Source organism: Desulfovibrio desulfopostgatei, from assembly GCF_053570645.1.
On sequence record NZ_JBRBQS010000002.1, the window covers coordinates 2,345,907 to 2,363,730 of the forward strand.

Consider the following 17,824-nt stretch of genomic DNA (forward strand, 5'->3'; position numbering starts at 1 on the left):
GCCCTTTGCATAACAGCATCCTAGACACGCAAGCTAAACCGCATCAACACTCCCTTTCAACGCTCTGTAGTCCGTTTTTCCGCTGCCCAGCAGGGGAATCGCCTCCACATTCACAATGCGCTTTATCGCATACAGGGATGAAAGCCCCGCCCCACGCAGGGCGGCATTCACTTCCGGCAGGGAGAGCGCCATCGGGGTGAAGAGCATAATTGCCGAGCCGCTTTCTTCCGCTGTGGCTTCCACAGCCAGCGCTGGGCCTTGCTCCGGCGCATCTCCCCGCTTGCCGAATATTTCGAGCAGCACGGATTCGATCTGCGGCAGAGAAATCATTTCTCCGCCAATCTTCACAAAGCGCTTGAGCCGTCCCTGAAAGGTCAGGCGGCCAGTTTCATCCAATCGCACAAGGTCGCCGGTGCGGTACCATGTATGGCCTTCAAACTCCACAAAGGGCGAGGGCGCATCACTCAGATAGCCGCCAAAGATGCTGGGGCCGCGCACCAGAAGCATACCGGTCTGCCCCGCCTCCACGCGCCCGCAGATATTGCCGTCCTCTTCGCGCACAAGGGCCAGTGTTACCGAGGGCATGGCGTGGCCTATGGTTCCGCACACAATGTCGCCCGGTCTGTTGACTGAAACCACCGGGGAGCATTCCGTAACGCCATAGCCCTCGCAAAGCGCCGCGTGCGGACATTGCGCTGCAAAAGCGCGGTAGACATGATCCTGACATTTTTCCGCCCCCACAAAAGCGCAGCGCAAACTTGCAAGATTTTCCGTCCCTGCGGCCCGCTCCAGCACTGCCCCAAGAAATGTGGGCGGCGCGGCCATGAGCGTAAGCCTGTAATCGCGCACCAAGGCCGCCAGCGGGCCGGGTTCAGTGGGGTTGGGATGAGAGGCGGCGCGGATGCCCAACGACAGGGGCAACACAATATTCACCATAAGGCCGAAGGAATGGAAAGGCGGCAGCATGGCAAGCACGCTATCGTCCGGCTCAAGGTGCAGCACCTCCACAATATCGCGGGCATTGGCGAGCAGATTGGCGTGGCTCAGGGGCACGGCCTTGGGCAGGGATTCCGAGCCGGATGTAAAGAGCACCGCCGCTGTTTCCGGCACCGCGTATTCTTTCAGATTACGCAGCAGACGGGCTTTGAGCGCGCCGCAGAGTTTTTCCCAGATGGTCAGCGATGCCGCCAGCTTGTCCAGCAGCACCCACTGCACAGGCAGGGATGCAAGGCCCAGCCCCTGACGTTCCAGGCGATCCTGCAAGGCCGTTGCGCTGAGAATATGGCTGACCCCGGTTATAGTTATGCAGTGACGGAGGTTGGCTTGCCCCACCGTCCAGTTGAACAGCACAGGCGTCTTGCCTGCCAGCAGTGCCGCAAGCCACACCGTGACCACTGCGGGCGCGGCGGGCAGCATGATGCCAAGGCGCTCGCCGGGCAGCGTCCGTAAACGGCGAGCCAGAATCAGTGCGCCCATCAGAATGTCCCTCCGGCTGCGCAGGCTTGCGCGGTCTGCCAGCAATGGCTGGGCAGGGGCGGAACGCACCTGGGTCAGAAAGGCATCGGCTATGGTTGCGGCGTGTTCGGGTATGGCAAGCTTCTGGTCAGCGGCAGGCGCAAACCAGCCAGCAGGAGCGGGAGAATCCGCACAGGTCTCGCCAAGCTGACCGCTCGCCGCCAGCAGGCAATCGCGCACCGTAACCAGAAGCTCCAGATTTGCTATAGTTGCACCCTGCGCACCTTCAAGGCTGAGGGCCAGATCCATGAGGGCCAGGCTGTCCAACCCCAGATCGCCGCCAAGGGTCATGTCGTCCGAGAGCGGGTGAGCTTCCGGCAGATCAGCCGCCTCACGCAAGGCCGCATAGACGGCGGCGCGCACTTCCGCAGAGATATCCGCCGCCTCTGCCGCTCGGTTTTGCGGCACGGCATCCAGAATCCGCGCCGCGCTTCCCTGCCAGAAAAAATGGGGAATTTCCTGCGCCGGGCGCTCCGCCTGATTATAAAACTGCTCCAGCCAGGGGTTGAGCACACGTTTGTCGCCCGTGCGGGGCAGATCGCCGGCTTCCACAAACTCCACCGTCACGGGGCGGCGGGGCGTAAAGAACAGCAGGTTGGCAACTACCACCAGCGCGCCACGCAGCAGCACCCTGCCAAAATGCGGCGCTTTGCCCGTGGCTCCGTAGCCAAAAGCACTGCCCCACAGCCCGGTTGTGCGCACCAGCACCACGCGCAGGCCGGGCATTTTTTGCAGAATAAGCGCTGCCCCGGAGTTGCCGCCAAGGCTCTCCCGGCCTGAGCGATAAACCCTCCCTGCGGGATACAGCAATACGTTGTCCCCGGCCTGCAAGGCATCCAGCACGGCCTGCATGCCAGCCTCAACGCCCTGTCGGGCCTTGGCCCCATCCTTCATGGCGTCAGGAATAAGCACGGCGCGCAGGGCCTTAGCCGCCAGCCGTCCAAGCGGGCCTTCCATCTGGCGCTCGTCGGCCAGAGGGCGTGGCGCATGATTCGCCAGCAGCGAATATACAATGACGGGGTCAATCAGCGCGGGATGGTTGGGCATAAACAGGATTGGGCCGGGGCCGGATATGGTTTCCAGTCCGGTCGCGGTCACGCGGTAGCGCAGGCCCAGCAGCAGACGCAAACATAGCCCCAAAAGGCTGAAACGCTTACCGCAAGAAAACATGCGGCTAATTCGCACAGCGGCCCAACTGATGAAAACCAGCGCCGCAAGGCCGCTGCCAGCCAGCAGCCATGCCGGGGGCAACTTGCCCAGCCATGCGAAAATCAAACCGGAAAGAAGGATACCGCTGAAGCACGAAAAGTTGGAAATCCCCAGAGTTTTTCCTTTCTCCGTGGCGGCTGGCTTTACCTGAATAAAGCTCACAAGTGGTATGAGGTACAATCCACCGCAAATACCGGAAAACGTCAGCAACAAGAAAAGCCAGGGAAATTGCAGCGCCTCCGGCAGCAATGGGGCAAGGCCGGAGAGCATGAGGCCAAGGCCAAGCCCTGCGCCAGCCGGAACCATAATGCGCTGCCAGCTTGTGGCTTCGTACCGCCCGGCCAGAACGGAACCCACGCATATGCCAATCATCATCGCCACGGAAAGCAGGCTCGTAACGGTAAGCGAAAAACCAAGCTGGATGATGCCGAGATTATTGATGCACAACAGGGCAAAGGACGACAGGCAGTAGAAAAAAGCTTCCCCCGCCAGCGTGAGAAACAGGTGCGGGTCGCGCCCGCGGCACTCCAGCGCATGGAGCACGGAATGCACAGGCCCCAATAGGGGAAAGGGAGCGTTTGCCCCGGCAGAAACAACGCTTTTGCCAATGCCAAAGGCGGACGCCAGCCCGATAACAGCTATAAACACAGCCACCGCCCCCACGGCCAGTCGGCCAAAACCGTGATCCCCCTGCGGGATGAATGCAGCAAATGCAGAAAATTCGGGCAGATCCAGCACAACTCCCCCGGCGGCGATACCCAGCAGAATGGTTGCCGTGGTTGCCAGCTTGAGCAGGGCATTCACCCGTGGCACTTCCTGCGGAGAAAAGTTTTCCGGTATGGCTCCGTTAAGGGCGGGGCTGAAGATTGTGGATTGCAGGCCCATCAAAAAAACTACAGCAACCATGCCCGCCCAGTTCATATCCACAAGCGCCCACACGCCATAGAGCATGGCCGCCAGTTCCATAAATTTTGACCAGATGACCATTTTATTCTTGGGCATGCGGTCTGCCAGCCACCCTGCCCAGGCAGAACAGGCCACAAACGGCAAGGCGAACATGGCGGAGGCAATGCCCTGAATGGACTCAAGCCCCGCGCTGGCGGCAAGCAACAGGGCTGCCTGTTTGAAAAAATTGTCGTTGAATGTGCCCATGGCATAGGTTGTGCCCATGCTCAGCAGTATTTTTTTCCCACTGGCTGCCGGGAGTGATTCGGGCGACTGGCTCATGCGTTTGTTCCCTTTTCGGCTTGGGGCTGCGCGGCCCCTTCTTGCAGGTCTTCTTCAATAAAGAGACGAAGTTTTTCCAGAGAATCCAGCACAACATGGTGGCATACAGAATACAGGGCCTGCCTGCCCTCGCGGCGCACGGCGAGTATCCCGGCTTTTTCCAGCACTGCAAGGTGATGCACAATGGTGGAACGGCCAAGATCGAATTCTGCGGCAATATCCTTGATGGAAAGTTCCTCGCCGGGCTCAAACAAAAGCAGGATGCGCTGGCGGGTGGTATCCCCCATGGCTGCGAATACTGCGGCCACGGGCTGCCAATGTTCGGGGAGGGTATTCAGGTACGTTGTTCTCATAACTATATAACTAGTTTTTTAGTTATAAAATGTCAAATAAATATTTTTACTAATCATACCAGATAATTACTTTGAATAAACACAGGAGGGACAACATTACCATCACAGGTCAGGGGGGCAATTCCCCACGGTGGAATGCCCCCCTGCTTCCAGGTTTTTATTGCCAGCAAGGCCCTCCGGATTCAGGCCTATGGGCGTGCCCTAGCCGCCAGCGCGTGGCGCAGCAGTAGAGGTGCGCGTAATGAGCTTATGGCTGTATTCCACGCGGGTGATATTTCGGTCAGAGGCCGCACCGCTGATTTTATTGTGCAAAATTTCCAGCGCGTTGCGGCCTTTGTCGCGCATATAATGCTCAACCGTGGTCAGTGCCACGCCCGCAAAACCTGAGGGAAAGATATTGTCAAAGCCGCAAACGCTGTAATCGCCGGGAATGGTAAAACCTGCTCCGCGCACGGCATCTATAACGCCGTAAGCCACCATGTCGTTCACCGCCACAAAGGAGGTGATTTTTTTGTCATCAAGGCACTTGCGCGTCAGTTCAAGACCCACAATGTGTTCTATCTGCAAATTTTCCAGCTCTGTCTCGGGGCTGATATCCCGGCTTTTTACCAGCACCGAGCCTTGCGGGCACAGTTGGGCAAAGGTGTCGCGCAGGCCCTGCAATCGCTGCATGCGGATGGGATTGGCCTGATCCAGCGTGGTGGAAATGTAGGCCAGATGCTGATGCCCCAGATCGTGCATATGCCGGGCAATGAGGCTGCCAGCATCATAATTGTTCAATTCCACCGTATCCACGTTAAGATCCTGCCGCCTGTCGCCAATAACAACCATGGGCAACTTGCGGTCAGCCTTTTCAAGTACTTCTTCCGGATGGGCCAGCATGGCAAAAATAATACCCGCCATGCCCATATTGCGGGCAAGGCGCAGGGCCGCCAGTTCGCTCTCAAGACTGCGGTAGGTGGTATATATGCTAGTGGCATAGCCCTTGAGCGCGGCAGCCTGCTGCATGGCCTGAATAACAGTGGAATAATATGGATTGGTGACGTTAGGGGCCACCACAAGCACTGAGGGAACGTTTGCGCACCCCGTTGCCCTTCTTGCACCCCGATAACCCAGGCTTTCCGCTGCCGCAAAGACTGCGGCAATGGTTTCGTCTGCAAACGAAACCCCTTCGCGCCCGTTGAGCACCATTGAGACTGTAGCCTGGGAAACTCCGGCTGCTTTTGCCACATGGGCAAGCGTAACTTTTTTTGCGGCGGTATGCCTGACGCGGCTCTTGCTGCTTGTTTCTGCCGTCATGGCAGCCTCCTGTTCAGTCATGGGCGATCCCACACGGCGACGCATGGAAACCAGGCCTAAGGCTTTATTCAGATTTTTATGTATCAAAAGAATTATTTTTTATTTAATAAATATTCAATTGACACAATTTTTTTCAGCGTGATATCAAACCCTAAATTTAGCCATATTCAACATTATTTTTGAAGTGGAGGCAATTAAAAAATTTTATATTAAAATTTTATTCCACCGCATGATTAAAATTCAATTAAAATTTTAATTGCACCCGCAAAAGAATTGCGGTGCTGACAGCCCACACGGAGGGTGTCTGTATGGACGACAGCTCACAGCAAAAATACGTTCCTTCCAAAAAAGAAATGCGCAAGGTCGTAATTGCCAGCCTGCTTGGCGCCACCATTGAATGGTACGACTTTTTCCTCTACGGCGTGGTGGCGGGCATTGTGTTCAACAAGCTCTACTTCCCCACCGCCGACCCCTTCATCGGCACCATCATGGCCTACAGCACCTTTGCCATCGGCTATCTTGCACGCCCCCTTGGCGGCTTTATCTTCGGCCATTACGGCGACAAGCTGGGCCGCAAGCGCATGCTCATTCTCACCATGCTCATCATGGGCATTGCCACAATGGGTATTGGCCTTGTACCCACCTATGCCTCCATTGGCATTGCCGCGCCCATCATCCTGCAAACGCTGCGCCTGTGTCAGGGCCTTGGCCTTGGCGGCGAATGGGGCGGCGCGGTGCTCATGACCTACGAATACGCCAGTGATCGCCAAAAGGCCTTTTACGCCAGTATCCCCCAGATGGGTCTTGCCACCGGCCTGTGCCTTTCTTCCGGCATGGTTGCCCTGCTCTCCTGGCTGCTGGACAACGAGCAGTTCCTGGAGTGGGGCTGGCGCTTTGCCTTCCTTGTGAGCGTGGTACTCATCGCCATTGCCCTCTATGTGCGCACGCACATTCTGGAAACCCCCGAATTCCGCAAGGCCGAAGCCAAGGGCGAAACCAGCAAAAAGGCCCTGCCCATCGTGACCGTATGCAAAAACTACCCCGGCAACATTGCCCTGGGTGTTGGCGCACGGTGGATTGACGGCGTGTTCTTCAACGTGCTGGCCGTATTTTCCATCACCTATCTTGTGCAGCAGATCCACACCACCCGCACCGAGGCACTTACGGCGGTCATGTTTGCGGCCCTGCTCATGTGCCCCTTTATTCTGATCGCTGGCCGACTGGCCGACCGCTTTGGCCGGGGCCGCATTTATGGCCTTGCCAGCCTTGCCTGCGGCATCTCCATCTTCCCCTCGTTCTGGCTTATGCAAAGCAGCGGCGGCAATATGTTTCTGGTTGGCCTTGCCATCGCCATCCCGTTGAGCATCTTTTACGCCGGTGTTTTCGGGCCTGAGGCCGCTCTGTTCTCGGATCTCTTCCCGGCTGAAGTACGTTACACGGGCATTTCCATCGTCTACCAGTTCCCGGGCTTCCTGGTTGCGGGCATAGTGCCCGGCGTGTGCACCGCCCTGATCCAGTGGAACGATGGCGATCCCTTCTACATCTGCATCTTCGTACTCGTAGCCGCAGCAACCAGCGCGTTCTCGGCCTTTACCATCCAGGCGCGGCACAACAGATTGGCTGCGCAGGCTGCAGGAACCGCACAGGGTTAGCATCATGCGTATATTGCAACTTTCAGACACGCACCTGCGGGGCGACCACAGCCTGTCTTTCAGGGTGGTAGATACCCGGCGTTGCCTGGACGAAGCCGTGGCTCACGTAAAAAGCCTGACGCAACAGCCGGATATTATTGTCATCACAGGCGATCTTGCCGACAGCGGAGACCTTAACGCATATCACATCCTGCACGACGAACTCTTGCCCTTTGGGGTGCCCGTGTACGCCGTGCCCGGCAACCACGACAGGCGCGACCGCCTGCGCGAGGTAATGCCCCACTGGTGCCCGGCCAAGGAAGATATTGCGCCCTACCTCTGCTATACGGTGGAAGAAGAAAACCAGCGGCTGATCATGATGGACAGCATGAGCCCCGGCTCCCATTCCGGCCACTTCCCCGCCGAAACCGGCGACTGGCTGGAACGTGAGCTGGCAAAGCGTCCGGATACGCCAACCATGTTCTTCATGCACCACCCCCCGTTTGTTACGGGCATGGGTGCCATGGACGAACCTTTTGAAAATATGGAGCGCTTTGCAGCAATTGTAGAACGCAACCCGCAGATGCGGCTGTGTTTCGGCCACATGCACCGCCCCATCGTCACAGAATGGCACGGGCGGATCGCCATGACGGCACCTGCGGTTTCCATGCAGATAGACCTTGATCTCTCCCCCGAGGGCGGCGACACCTTCCGCATGGAAACGCCGGGCTATCTGCTCCACCACTTTGACAAGGGCGTGTGGAATTCCCACATCTGCCAGATTGCAGTGCAGGCCACGTTTGCCGGGCCGTATCCCTTTGCCGGCTCGGTGAATCCTACCCAATAGTGTTTCCCGACATGAAACACCCGCGCAAGCGGGCCGGGGCTGCCGACATCGGGTCGGCAGTCCCGGCACCCTCTTGAAATCAAGCCATCATACCTGCATTCCCCTCCTTATTTTCTGCCCTGCTTCTGCCAAATCCGCTTATTTTGAAACAGCTTTAGCAAGTTCAGATAAACTTCTGCCCACGTCTCCCTGCACCGAACAAGACCAGACTCTTGGCAAGTTGCCCGTCCAAGTTGATAAAAACTGACCGCAGCAGATATTGACATCACTATCAGACCGGTCTAATTTTTAGTCATGAAAGAAAGCGCACGAGAAAAAATCATCGCTGTAGGTGTTGAAATAGTCGCTGTTTCCGGCTTCAACGCCACAGGCATAGACGCCATACTCAAGGCGGCGGGCGTGCCGAAAGGCTCGTTCTACCACCATTTTGGCACCAAGGAAAACTTCGGCATTGAAGTCATCAACCTCTTTGCTGAAAACTACACAAAAAAATTGCACGGCTATCTTGATGATGAAGCGCTGGCCCCGCTCCAGCGCATCCGCAGGTATTTGGAAGAAAGCATTGAACGTACAGTGCAGGACAACTTCAGCAAGGGTTGCCTCATCGGGAATCTGGGGCAGGAGTTGGCCGCTCAGAGCGAACGGTTCAGATGCCGCCTGGAAGAAGTCTTCCACGACTGGCTCGGGCTGTTTGCCAAGTGCCTGCACGAAGCGCAACAGGCTGGCGAACTGAATCCGGGGCTTGATCCCCAGTCGCTTGCAGGCTTTCTCCTCTCTGGCTGGGAAGGAGCCATTTTGCGGGCAAAGGTCATGCGCTCGCCCGAGCCACTGAAACAATTTGTGAACGTGCTGTTCACAAGGGTTTTGTGATGCCGCAGCAAAACCGGCTGAGCCTGAAGCTGCTGGCCAATCCCGCGCATGCTCGGGGCACTGCCAGCCAAAATCTGCGGCATCCCCAACCACACCACACATACAACAGCGAGCATTCTTATGAACGCGCAGAAAAAGATACTCATGGTTACGACGAGCGCCGATGCCCTGACCAACGGCAGAAAAACAGGCGTGTGGCTTGAAGAAATCGCGGTTCCCTATATTGCGCTGGCAAAGGCAGGCCTCTCCATAACCGTTGCCAGCCCCAAGGGCGGCGCAGTGCCAGTTGATCCCCACAGCCTTGATGATGCCTCTGTTGCCAAATGGCCCGACATCCTTGAACTGCTGAAAAATTCTGCACAGCTCAAGGATATTCAGGCTGAGGGCTTTGACGCCATCTTCCTGCCTGGCGGGCACGGCACCATGATGGATTTTGCCACCGATGCCGAGCTGAAACGCCTGCTCAACGATTTTGCCAAAGCAGACAAGATAATTGCGGCAGTGTGCCACGGCCCGGCCGGGCTGGTAGGTGCCAAAAAGCCTGACGGCTCCCCCCTTGTGGCGGGCAAAACCATAACGGCCTTTACCGATGATGAAGAAATTGCCATGCAGCTGGAAAAGGCAGTTCCTTTTATGCTCGAAACAACGTTGCGCAGCGAAGGCGCGAACTTTGTAGTCGGCCCCATGTGGGCCCCGCATGTGGAAGTGGACGGCAAGCTCATAACCGGGCAAAACCCGGCCTCCAGCGAACCCATTGCCCAGGCGGTTCTTGAACGTCTGCGCTAAGTTATCTCGTACAAAAACATCAACGCCCGGTTCCCCATTACTCAGGGGAACCGGGCGCTTTTCGTTGGCCTTGGCCCGGCTTCGACACAAGGCCGGAAGCCGGGCCACAAATTATTTCACGTAGTGGATGCGCTCTGCATTAAATCTGTCCTGCTGCGTTTTTTGCTCCGCAGGATAGCCCAGGGGGAAGATGGCAAAGGCCCTCTGCCCTGCTGCCACAGGCAGAATTTTCTCTACCTTTTCCATCCGGTCTTCGTCAGGGGCCACACCAAGCCACACGCCGCCCAGGCCCAGCGAATCCACCGCCAGCCAGAGGTTTTGCATGGCTATGGCAAGATCAATCTGCGCATATTGTGGAAAGCGGCAGCCATCCTGCCGATAGGCAGCCACAATGGCCAGGGGGGCATTTGCGGCGCACCCGGCATAGGGGCTGACCTGAGCAAGCGCGTGCAGCTTTTCTCTGGATGTCACCACATAAAAATCCCACGGTTGCTGATTGCCTGCAGAAGGTGCGGCCATGGCGGCACGCAAAATCTGCTCGACCTTGTCACTTTCAACGGCGCGGTCTTCAAACTTGCGCACGCTGACCCTGTGGAAAATCTCCTTCATGGGAACCCCCTTGGTTATTGTGCTGCCAAATTCAACTTATTGCAGAATGTATGCGCTGACAATTTCGCCATGATAGGCGATGTGCGCATCCCGGTTTGCTCCAACTGCGGAGCCGTCAACATCCTGAGGGTAAAACTTTGACTGGTATTCGGTGATCAGGCTGGGGAGATCCTGCTTCTGCTTGTACACGATCTTGCACTCAAGGGTGAGGGGCAGCTCCTTGATTGCGGGCACAGAAATAAGTTCTGAATCCACAAGAGTCAGGCCTGCTTCAGAAATTTTATCCAGATTGCGCCCGCATTTGGAGCCGCAAATGCCGAGGATTTTTTTGCTGTATTCGCCAAAGGGCACATTGACCGTAAATTCTGGATTTTTATCCAGCAATTCGCGTGTAAAGCGGTGCTCGCGCACATAGGCAACAAATACCGGGCTGGACCAGTCAATGCCAAGGGTTCCCCAGCCAATGGTCATGCTGTTCACCCGGCCATCCGCCTTTGAGGTAAGCAGTATGCCCTTGGGCAGAGCTTCAAGAATATTTTTGGCGTATTCGGCAACAATAATTTTTTTCCTTTCCATAATTCAATCCTCATTTGTGTGGTAATATACTACGGGCTTAAAAGCCCGCCGGCAGGTTTGTGGGTGCAGCCAGAACGATAGTTGGGGAGGTGCGGCTCAAGTGGACGAGTTCATACTTTTTCATACAAAAATATCTGTGCTCCGTGTTTTGCCATATGATTATTAGACCGGTCGTATAATAAGTCAAGCAGATTTATTTCAAACTCCATATGGTGGAGGCACGAGAGCGTAACCGTTAGCATAACTTTATGATTTTGCAGGATCAGGCAAATAAACAGGAGGATCGTGCTAGCAAGCAGCGCCCTGCCAGAGGTATGAGAATGTCGGGATCATGGCGTGCCCGCTCTTGGCAGTTCCCTGCCGCAGGCTGTATTTTCCCACTGGAAGCCATGCAGACATGATGGCGAAAAACAACATGGGGCAATTGAATGCCATGTGCCGCCCTTTTTAACTTGCGCACAATTGTGCAATGCAATCATTACGGCCAACACTGCTAAACGCGAAGGTGAATACTTATGGAAAAAGCAAAGGTGTATTTTACGGATTTTCGCACCAAGGCTTTTGGCGATGGTTTGCCCACCAAGCTGAAGAAAATGATCAAAAAAGCTGGCATCGGCCACATTGACATGAAGGGCCGTTTTGTTGCCATCAAACTGCATTTTGGGGAGCTTGGCAACATCAGTTACCTGCGCCCCAACTATGCGCGTGCGGTTGTTGACACGGTCAAGGATTTTGGCGGTAAGCCTTTCTTGACCGACTGCAATACCATGTATCCCGGTAGCCGCAAAAATGCCCTGGAACATCTGGAATGCGCATGGCAGAACGGTTTTACGCCCCTCACGGTGAATTGCCCCATCATCATTGGCGACGGGCTCAAAGGCACAGACGAAGCCCTGGTGCCCGTGGTGGGCGGTGAATATGTCAAGGAAGCCAAGATTGGCCGCGCCGTTATGGATGCCGATATTTTCATCAGCCTCACCCACTTTAAGGGGCATGAGATGACCGGCTTTGGCGGCGCCATCAAAAATATTGGCATGGGTTGCGGATCGCGCGCTGGTAAAACGGAGCAGCACAGCAACGGTCAGGCCAATATCAACGAATCGCTGTGCGTTGGCTGCAAGGCCTGCATCAAGCAGTGCGCCAATGACGCCCTGCACTACTCCGCCGAAACCAAGAAAACCACGGTCGATCACAATAATTGCGTGGGCTGTGGCCGCTGCCTGGGAGCGTGTAATTTTGACGCCATTTCTTTCGCACATGATGCCGCCATCGAAATGCTCAACTACAAAATGGCGGAATACACCAAGGCCGTGCTGGACGGTCGCCCACACTTTCATATTTCGCTGATTGTGGATGTTTCACCCAACTGCGATTGCCATGGCGAGAATGACGCGCCCATTCTGCCCAACATCGGCATGTTCGCCTCATTTGACCCGCTGGCGCTTGATCAGGCCTGCGTGGATGCCTGCATGAAGGCCAAACCCTTGCCCGGCAGTCAGCTTGTGGAAAATCTTGCGAAAAAAGGATTTGTGGATCACCACGACCACTTTAAAAATTCTGGCCCTGAATCCGAGTGGCGTACCTGTATGGAGCATGCCGAAAAAATCGGCCTTGGCACACGCGAATATGATCTGATTGTGGTGAAGTAAGCATATTATTACAGATGTGAAAAAGGCCGGGGCAACCCGGCTTTTTTGCGTTATGCCGCATGAGCCAGAAGTCTTAACCGGCAAAGGGCAAAACACGGGCAAACACTATGGCAATATAACCAGCATTAATGAAGCGTACATTTAAAATTGCAAGAAATCAGCCATCCAGCGCGACCATATGGATACGGTTTCCATGCGCCGAAACAGAACGGTAAAGGTCATCAAAAGAAATCCAGACGGTTGCCGTGTTGTCATTGGGGTGAACGCCAAGGCAGGGATTACCCTCTAGTGCGGAGTCAAATACAATCTCAACTTCGCAGCCTTCATCATTAAGAATGCCAAAAGGAGTTACTTCCCCTTGGGCCAAATCCAGATACTTGGCAAGGCGCTCTTGCGAGGCAAAGCTTAGCCGTGAAATACCCAGTTTTTGCTGCAAGACCTTCAAAGGTGCTGTCTTGTCGTTGCGCATGGTCACAAGAAAATGCCGCTTCCCAGCGGAATCTCGCAAAAAAAGATTTTTGCAGACATCACCTTTAAGATTAATCTTCAGGGCCTTTATTTCATCAATTGAGAAAACGGCCGGATGCTCCGTCACGGTGTACTTCACTTCAAGCCGCTTCAAGTAGTCATAGACTTTTTGTCGCTTCTCAAGATCAGACATTGCACCTCCATAGCAGCGTATCAAAAAAACCGTGTTCCAAGAGACTGGCATACACGTTTGAATATTGCCCGTACGTCATACAGAATCATACAGAAAATTAGTTTAAATCCAAGCTTCTGCTGATGCAAGGAAGAGCATCAATATACTGGGGGAGGAGTTGAGTGTGTAGCAGTCTGATTTACTCAGCTCAACCTGATTTGTTTATCACCTTTAGGGAAAGAGATTTCGCCATCCGGCAGTGTTTGGGACGCCTGGAGACGAGCCATTTCTCCTCCTCGTGGAGCTTAAATCTTTTGCTGCCCTTCGGGCATTGTATTCCGCCGTCCGGCGGAAGTTGGGACCCTGTGCGGCGCGCAATTTCGTCTCCCCGTGAAGATTAAGTCTTTTTACTGCCCTTCAGTCACTGTATTCCGCCATCCGGCGAAGTATGAGACGCGGGTGCAGAGCAATTTCTGCTCATCGTAGAGTTTGAGTCTTTTGCTGCCCTTCGGGCATTGTATTCCGCCGCCCGGCGGAGTTTGGGACGCCTGTGCGGCGCGCAGCAAGGCGGGGCCGGTTATGGGGCTACGCCCCTTCTCGGCCCCCCTTGCATCCCCCCCGAAGCACCCCCAAAGAGGGACTGTCAATAACCCCAGAGTGGCGAGGGCAACGCGGCTGTAGCTCCGGGAGCTTCCTTCCCTCGCTACGCTCGGTCAGGCGATCTCCCTCCGCGCCGCGTAAATGCCAGATGGCGCATTTGCTTTGGATAAAGTCCGTTTCAGCCGACTATCCTGATAACAATTATACTGTTAAAACTGGTCGTTGGCTCAAGCTGTCTCGCCACAATAATTGTTGTCTCTCAACATACTTAGCTTCGCTGCGGGCATCATTACAAGCAAGACGTATTGCTTAATCCCCTAGTCACCTCGAAGCGAAAGCCCCACAGCTAGAAGCCAATGGCGAGTCGTTAACATCATATGTCTTTGGCAGTCAGTAGTTAAAGAAAGGTTGCAGAGTCACGTTCAGCACATACGGGCGAACTGTTGCGATAAACTAGTGTAACCGTATGGAGCCTGAGTCCCTAGATTGTTTATGGTCAGGAGATTGCTGTAGCACCACCTTCCATCCTGTCTTTATGGGGAGTAATTAATAAATGGTTTCAGGGTCACATTGCATCACCTTTTGAATGCGCAAAGTTGCAATGAAATTACACCGCACGCGGCACAGGACACCCTGCCTTTCAACGGGAATGACGTGAAATGGTTGTGGTGCCGCCTTCCATCTTGGCTTTCGCAGGTCGTGATCAGGAGAGGGTTGTGGAGTTGCCTTCCTTAGACTCGCCGGAGCGTGAGCGGAGGCGACGTGCTGGTGTTGGGCGAATTTGCAAAATACGCATTTTTGCGGACTGACAAGGAAAAATTAGTTTTTTAAGCGCAGCGTACTCAAGTACGTGAGCATTAAAAAACCAATTTTGACGCAGTCAGGCCCAAAAAGACGGGTTTGCGTAAATGCGGCTGACGTGCTCTGGACGCAACCAGGAGAAAGCGAGGAAAAACTCCAAAGAGCAAGGGGGGAGTTGGAAGGAAGGAGCAAGGGGGAATAAAAGACAAAGCCCCTTGCGCTAATAGCAGCAAGGGGCTTTGGAGCGATCGTTGACAGCGGCCTACTTTCCCACATGACGTTATGCAGTATCATCGGCGATGGAGAGCTTAACTTCCGAGTTCGGAATGGGATCGGGTGTACCCTCTCCTCCATGGCTATCAACGAAATTTGTCAAAATATTAATTGACAGGGACGGAAGGATTTTTTCAAACACAAGCCGCACGGGCTATTAGTACTGGTCAGCTCCACACCTCGCGGCGCTTCCACCTCCAGCCTATCAACGAGGTAGTCTACCTCGGCCCTTTAGGGATTGCTCCAGGGAGAACTTATCTTAAGGCAGGCTTCCCGCTTAGATGCTTTCAGCGGTTATCCCTTCCGCACATAGCTACCCTGCTGTGCCGTTGGCACGACAACAGGTCCACCAGGGGTGCGTCCATCCCGGTCCTCTCGTACTAGGGACAGGCCCTTTCAATTCTCCAGCGCCCACAGAAGATAGGGACCAAACTGTCTCACGACGTTTTAAACCCAGCTCGCGTACCACTTTAAACGGCGAACAGCCGTACCCTTGGGACCTGCTTCAGCCCCAGGATGTGATGAGCCGACATCGAGGTGCCAAACCGCATCGTCGATGTGAACTCTTGGATGCGATCAGCCTGTTATCCCCGGCGTACCTTTTATCCAATGAGCGATGACCCTTCCATTCGGGATCACCGGATCACTAACACCTACTTTCGTACCTGCTCGAGATGTCTCTCTTGCAGTCAAGCTCCCTTATGCGTTTGCACTCGACGGCTGGTTTCCAATCAGCCTGAGGGAACCTTTGCATGCCTCCGTTACTCTTTAGGAGGCGACCGCCCCAGTCAAACTACCCACCAGACACTGTTCCCTCACCGGATAACGGTCGAGGGTTAGGGACCTGAAAAAACAAGGGTGGTATTTCAACAATGACTCCCCCCATACTAGCGTACAGAGTTCACAGTCTCCCACCTATCCTACACATGCAGTTCCAAATCCCAATGTCAAGCTATAGTAAAGGTGCACAGGGTCTTTCCGTCTTTCTGCGGGTACACGGCATTTTCACCGCGACTTCAATTTCACCGAGTCTCTGGCCGAGACAGTGTGGAGATCGTTACGCCATTCGTGCAGGTCGGAACTTACCCGACAAGGAATTTCGCTACCTTAGGACCGTTATAGTTACGGCCGCCGTTTACCGGGGCTTCAATTCGAAGCTTCGCTTGCGCTGACCTCTCCTTTTAACCTTCCGGCACCGGGCAGGCGTCAGTCCGTATACGTCGTCTTTAGGACTTCGCACAGACCTATGTTTTTAGTAAACAGTCGCCACCACCATTTCTCTGCGGCTCCCTCAGGCTCGTTAAGTGAATTAACTTCACCCGGAGGAGCACCCCTTCTTCCGAAGGTACGGGGTTATTTTGCCGAGTTCCTTGGCCAGAGTTCTCTCGAGCGCCTTGGATTATTCATCCCACCCACCTGAGTTGGTTTGCGGTACGGTTTGCACATCCTAAACTTAGAAGATTTTCTAGGCAGTATAGGCTCAACAGCTTCAGACCTTACGGTCACGGACTCGCGTCTCGACGTAGAGCGGTACGGATTTGCCTGTACCACACGTCTACCTGCTTGCACCGGGACAACCAACACCCGGCCTGTCTACCTTTCTGCGTCCCTCCATCGCACAGATGTACAAGTACGAGAATATTAACTCGTTTCCCATCAGCTACGCCTTTCAGCCTCACCTTAGGGACCGACTAACCCTGGGAAGATTACCTTTACCCAGGAAACCTTGGGTTTACGGCGAACGGGTTTTTCACCCGTTTTATCGTTACTCATGTCAGCATAATCACTTCTCCACAGTCCAGCATGCTTTACAACACACCTTCAGCCCGTGAAGAACGCTCCCCTACCAGACCACATACGTGGAATTCAAAGCTTCGGTACTATGCTTAGCCCCGTTACATTTTCGGCGCAACGTCATTAGACCAGTGAGCTATTACGCTTTCTTTAAACGATGGCTGCTTCTAAGCCAACGTCCTGGGTGTCTCTACAACGTCACCACCTTAACCACTGAGCATAGATTTGGAGACCTTAGCTGTTGATCTGGGCTCTTACCCTCTCGACAATGGACCTTAGCACCCACTGTCTGACTCCCATGGTACATCTGACCGGCATTCTGAGTTTGAAAGAGTTTGGTAATCTGGTAGGACCCCTAGCTCTGTCAGTGCTTTACCTCCGGTAGACAATCCATGAGGCTATACCTCAATATATTTCGGGGAGAACCAGCTATCACCGGGTTTGATTGGCCTTTCACCCCTATCCACAAGTCATCCAAAACGTTTTCAGCCGTTAATGGTTCGGTCCTCCACAAGGTTTTACCCTTGCTTCAACCTGCTCATGGATAGATCACCCGGTTTCGGGTCTAATCCGCACTACTAAACGCCCTTATCAGACTCGCTTTCGCTACGGCTCCACTTACGCTTAACCTTGCAGTACAGATTAACTCGCTGACTCATTATGCAAAAGGCACGCGGTCACACCACAAGGGTGCTCCCACAGCTTGTAAGCATCAGGTTTCAGATTCTATTTCACTCCCCTGACAGGGGTTCTTTTCACCTTTCCCTCACGGTACTGGTGCACTATCGGTCGTCGGTTAGTACTTAGCCTTGGAAGATGGTCCTCCCAGATTCCCACGAGGTTTCACGTGCCTCGCAGTACTCAGGTACCGGCTGTGTCCTTTTCAGTTTCGGGTACGGGGCTATCACCCGCTCTGGCGAAGCTTTCCAGCTTCCTTCCCCTGCCTACTCCAGAATCACGTATGCCGGCCCTACAACCCCGCATGGACGGATCCACACGGTTTGGGCTATTCCCCCTTCGCTCGCCGCTACTGAGGGAGTCTCGTTTGATTTCCTTTCCTTCAGGTACTGAGATGTTTCACTTCCCTGAGTTGGCACTTGGCAGACTATGTATTCGTCTACCAGTGACGGGACATGACTCCCGCC

General features: G+C 54.6%; 11 protein-coding genes and 2 rRNA genes (1 of these 13 running past the window's edge). 5 read left to right on the forward strand and 8 right to left on the reverse strand.

The window, feature by feature from the left end:
* Positions 1-33 precede the first annotated feature (33 nt).
* The 3 genes from ACUZ9Q_RS10415 to ACUZ9Q_RS10425 all read right to left on the reverse strand — a co-directional run bounded on the left by ACUZ9Q_RS10415 (position 34) and on the right by ACUZ9Q_RS10425 (position 5,603).
* A complete protein-coding gene (locus ACUZ9Q_RS10415) occupies positions 34-3,951 on the reverse strand; it encodes an MFS transporter (protein ID WP_449247830.1) in 3,918 nt (1,305 codons plus the stop codon).
* Positions 3,948-4,259 carry an ArsR/SmtB family transcription factor gene (locus ACUZ9Q_RS10420; protein WP_449247831.1) on the reverse strand — a complete coding sequence of 104 codons (312 nt, stop codon included), beginning with the start codon at positions 4,257-4,259 and terminating at the stop codon, positions 3,948-3,950. The genes ACUZ9Q_RS10415 and ACUZ9Q_RS10420 overlap by 4 nt, the downstream gene beginning before the upstream one ends.
* A gap of 246 nt (positions 4,260-4,505) precedes the next feature.
* Positions 4,506-5,603 (reverse strand): LacI family DNA-binding transcriptional regulator, encoded by a 1,098-nt coding sequence (locus tag ACUZ9Q_RS10425; protein WP_449247832.1) that lies wholly within the window; start codon positions 5,601-5,603, stop codon positions 4,506-4,508.
* A gap of 308 nt (positions 5,604-5,911) precedes the next feature.
* Here ACUZ9Q_RS10425 and ACUZ9Q_RS10430 point away from each other — a divergent pair, with 308 nt between their 5' ends.
* From ACUZ9Q_RS10430 to ACUZ9Q_RS10445, 4 genes are all read left to right on the forward strand, one after another.
* The gene (locus ACUZ9Q_RS10430; RefSeq protein WP_449247833.1) at positions 5,912-7,255 is read left to right on the forward strand and encodes an MFS transporter; all 1,344 of its coding nucleotides are present in this window, start codon (positions 5,912-5,914) and stop codon (positions 7,253-7,255) included.
* Between the two features lie 4 nt (positions 7,256-7,259).
* Positions 7,260-8,081 (forward strand): phosphodiesterase, encoded by an 822-nt coding sequence (locus tag ACUZ9Q_RS10435; RefSeq protein ID WP_449247834.1) that lies wholly within the window; start codon positions 7,260-7,262, stop codon positions 8,079-8,081.
* Positions 8,082-8,375: 294 nt separating this feature from the next.
* Entirely contained in the window at positions 8,376-8,951 is a 576-nt protein-coding gene (locus ACUZ9Q_RS10440) for a TetR family transcriptional regulator C-terminal domain-containing protein (RefSeq protein WP_449247835.1), read from the forward strand.
* Positions 8,952-9,071: 120 nt separating this feature from the next.
* Complete coding sequence (locus tag ACUZ9Q_RS10445) at positions 9,072-9,737, forward strand: type 1 glutamine amidotransferase domain-containing protein (protein WP_215648755.1); 666 nt, start codon at positions 9,072-9,074, stop codon at positions 9,735-9,737.
* A 111-nt stretch (positions 9,738-9,848) separates the two neighbouring features.
* On the opposite strand, the gene ACUZ9Q_RS10450 is transcribed toward ACUZ9Q_RS10445, so the two are convergent.
* Entirely contained in the window at positions 9,849-10,346 is a 498-nt protein-coding gene (locus ACUZ9Q_RS10450) for a nitroreductase family protein (protein WP_215648758.1), read from the reverse strand.
* Positions 10,347-10,382: 36 nt separating this feature from the next.
* Positions 10,383-10,922: a flavin reductase family protein gene (locus ACUZ9Q_RS10455; RefSeq protein WP_449247836.1), complete on the reverse strand. Its 540-nt coding sequence runs from the start codon at positions 10,920-10,922 to the stop codon at positions 10,383-10,385.
* 515 nt (positions 10,923-11,437) lie between these two features.
* Here ACUZ9Q_RS10455 and ACUZ9Q_RS10460 point away from each other — a divergent pair.
* The gene (locus tag ACUZ9Q_RS10460; protein WP_449247837.1) at positions 11,438-12,571 is read left to right on the forward strand and encodes a DUF362 domain-containing protein; all 1,134 of its coding nucleotides are present in this window, start codon (positions 11,438-11,440) and stop codon (positions 12,569-12,571) included.
* 157 nt (positions 12,572-12,728) lie between these two features.
* On the opposite strand, the gene ACUZ9Q_RS10465 is transcribed toward ACUZ9Q_RS10460, so the two are convergent.
* The 3 genes from ACUZ9Q_RS10465 to ACUZ9Q_RS10475 form a co-directional block, all read right to left on the reverse strand.
* On the reverse strand, positions 12,729-13,232 hold the full coding sequence (locus tag ACUZ9Q_RS10465; RefSeq protein WP_233483152.1) for a prolyl-tRNA synthetase associated domain-containing protein: 504 nt from the start codon (positions 13,230-13,232) through the stop codon (positions 12,729-12,731).
* Positions 13,233-14,861: 1,629 nt separating this feature from the next.
* Positions 14,862-14,976 (reverse strand): 5S ribosomal RNA (rrf, locus tag ACUZ9Q_RS10470).
* Positions 14,977-15,021: 45 nt separating this feature from the next.
* Positions 15,022-17,824: ribosomal RNA gene (locus ACUZ9Q_RS10475) — 23S ribosomal RNA — on the reverse strand (it continues 131 nt past the right edge of the window).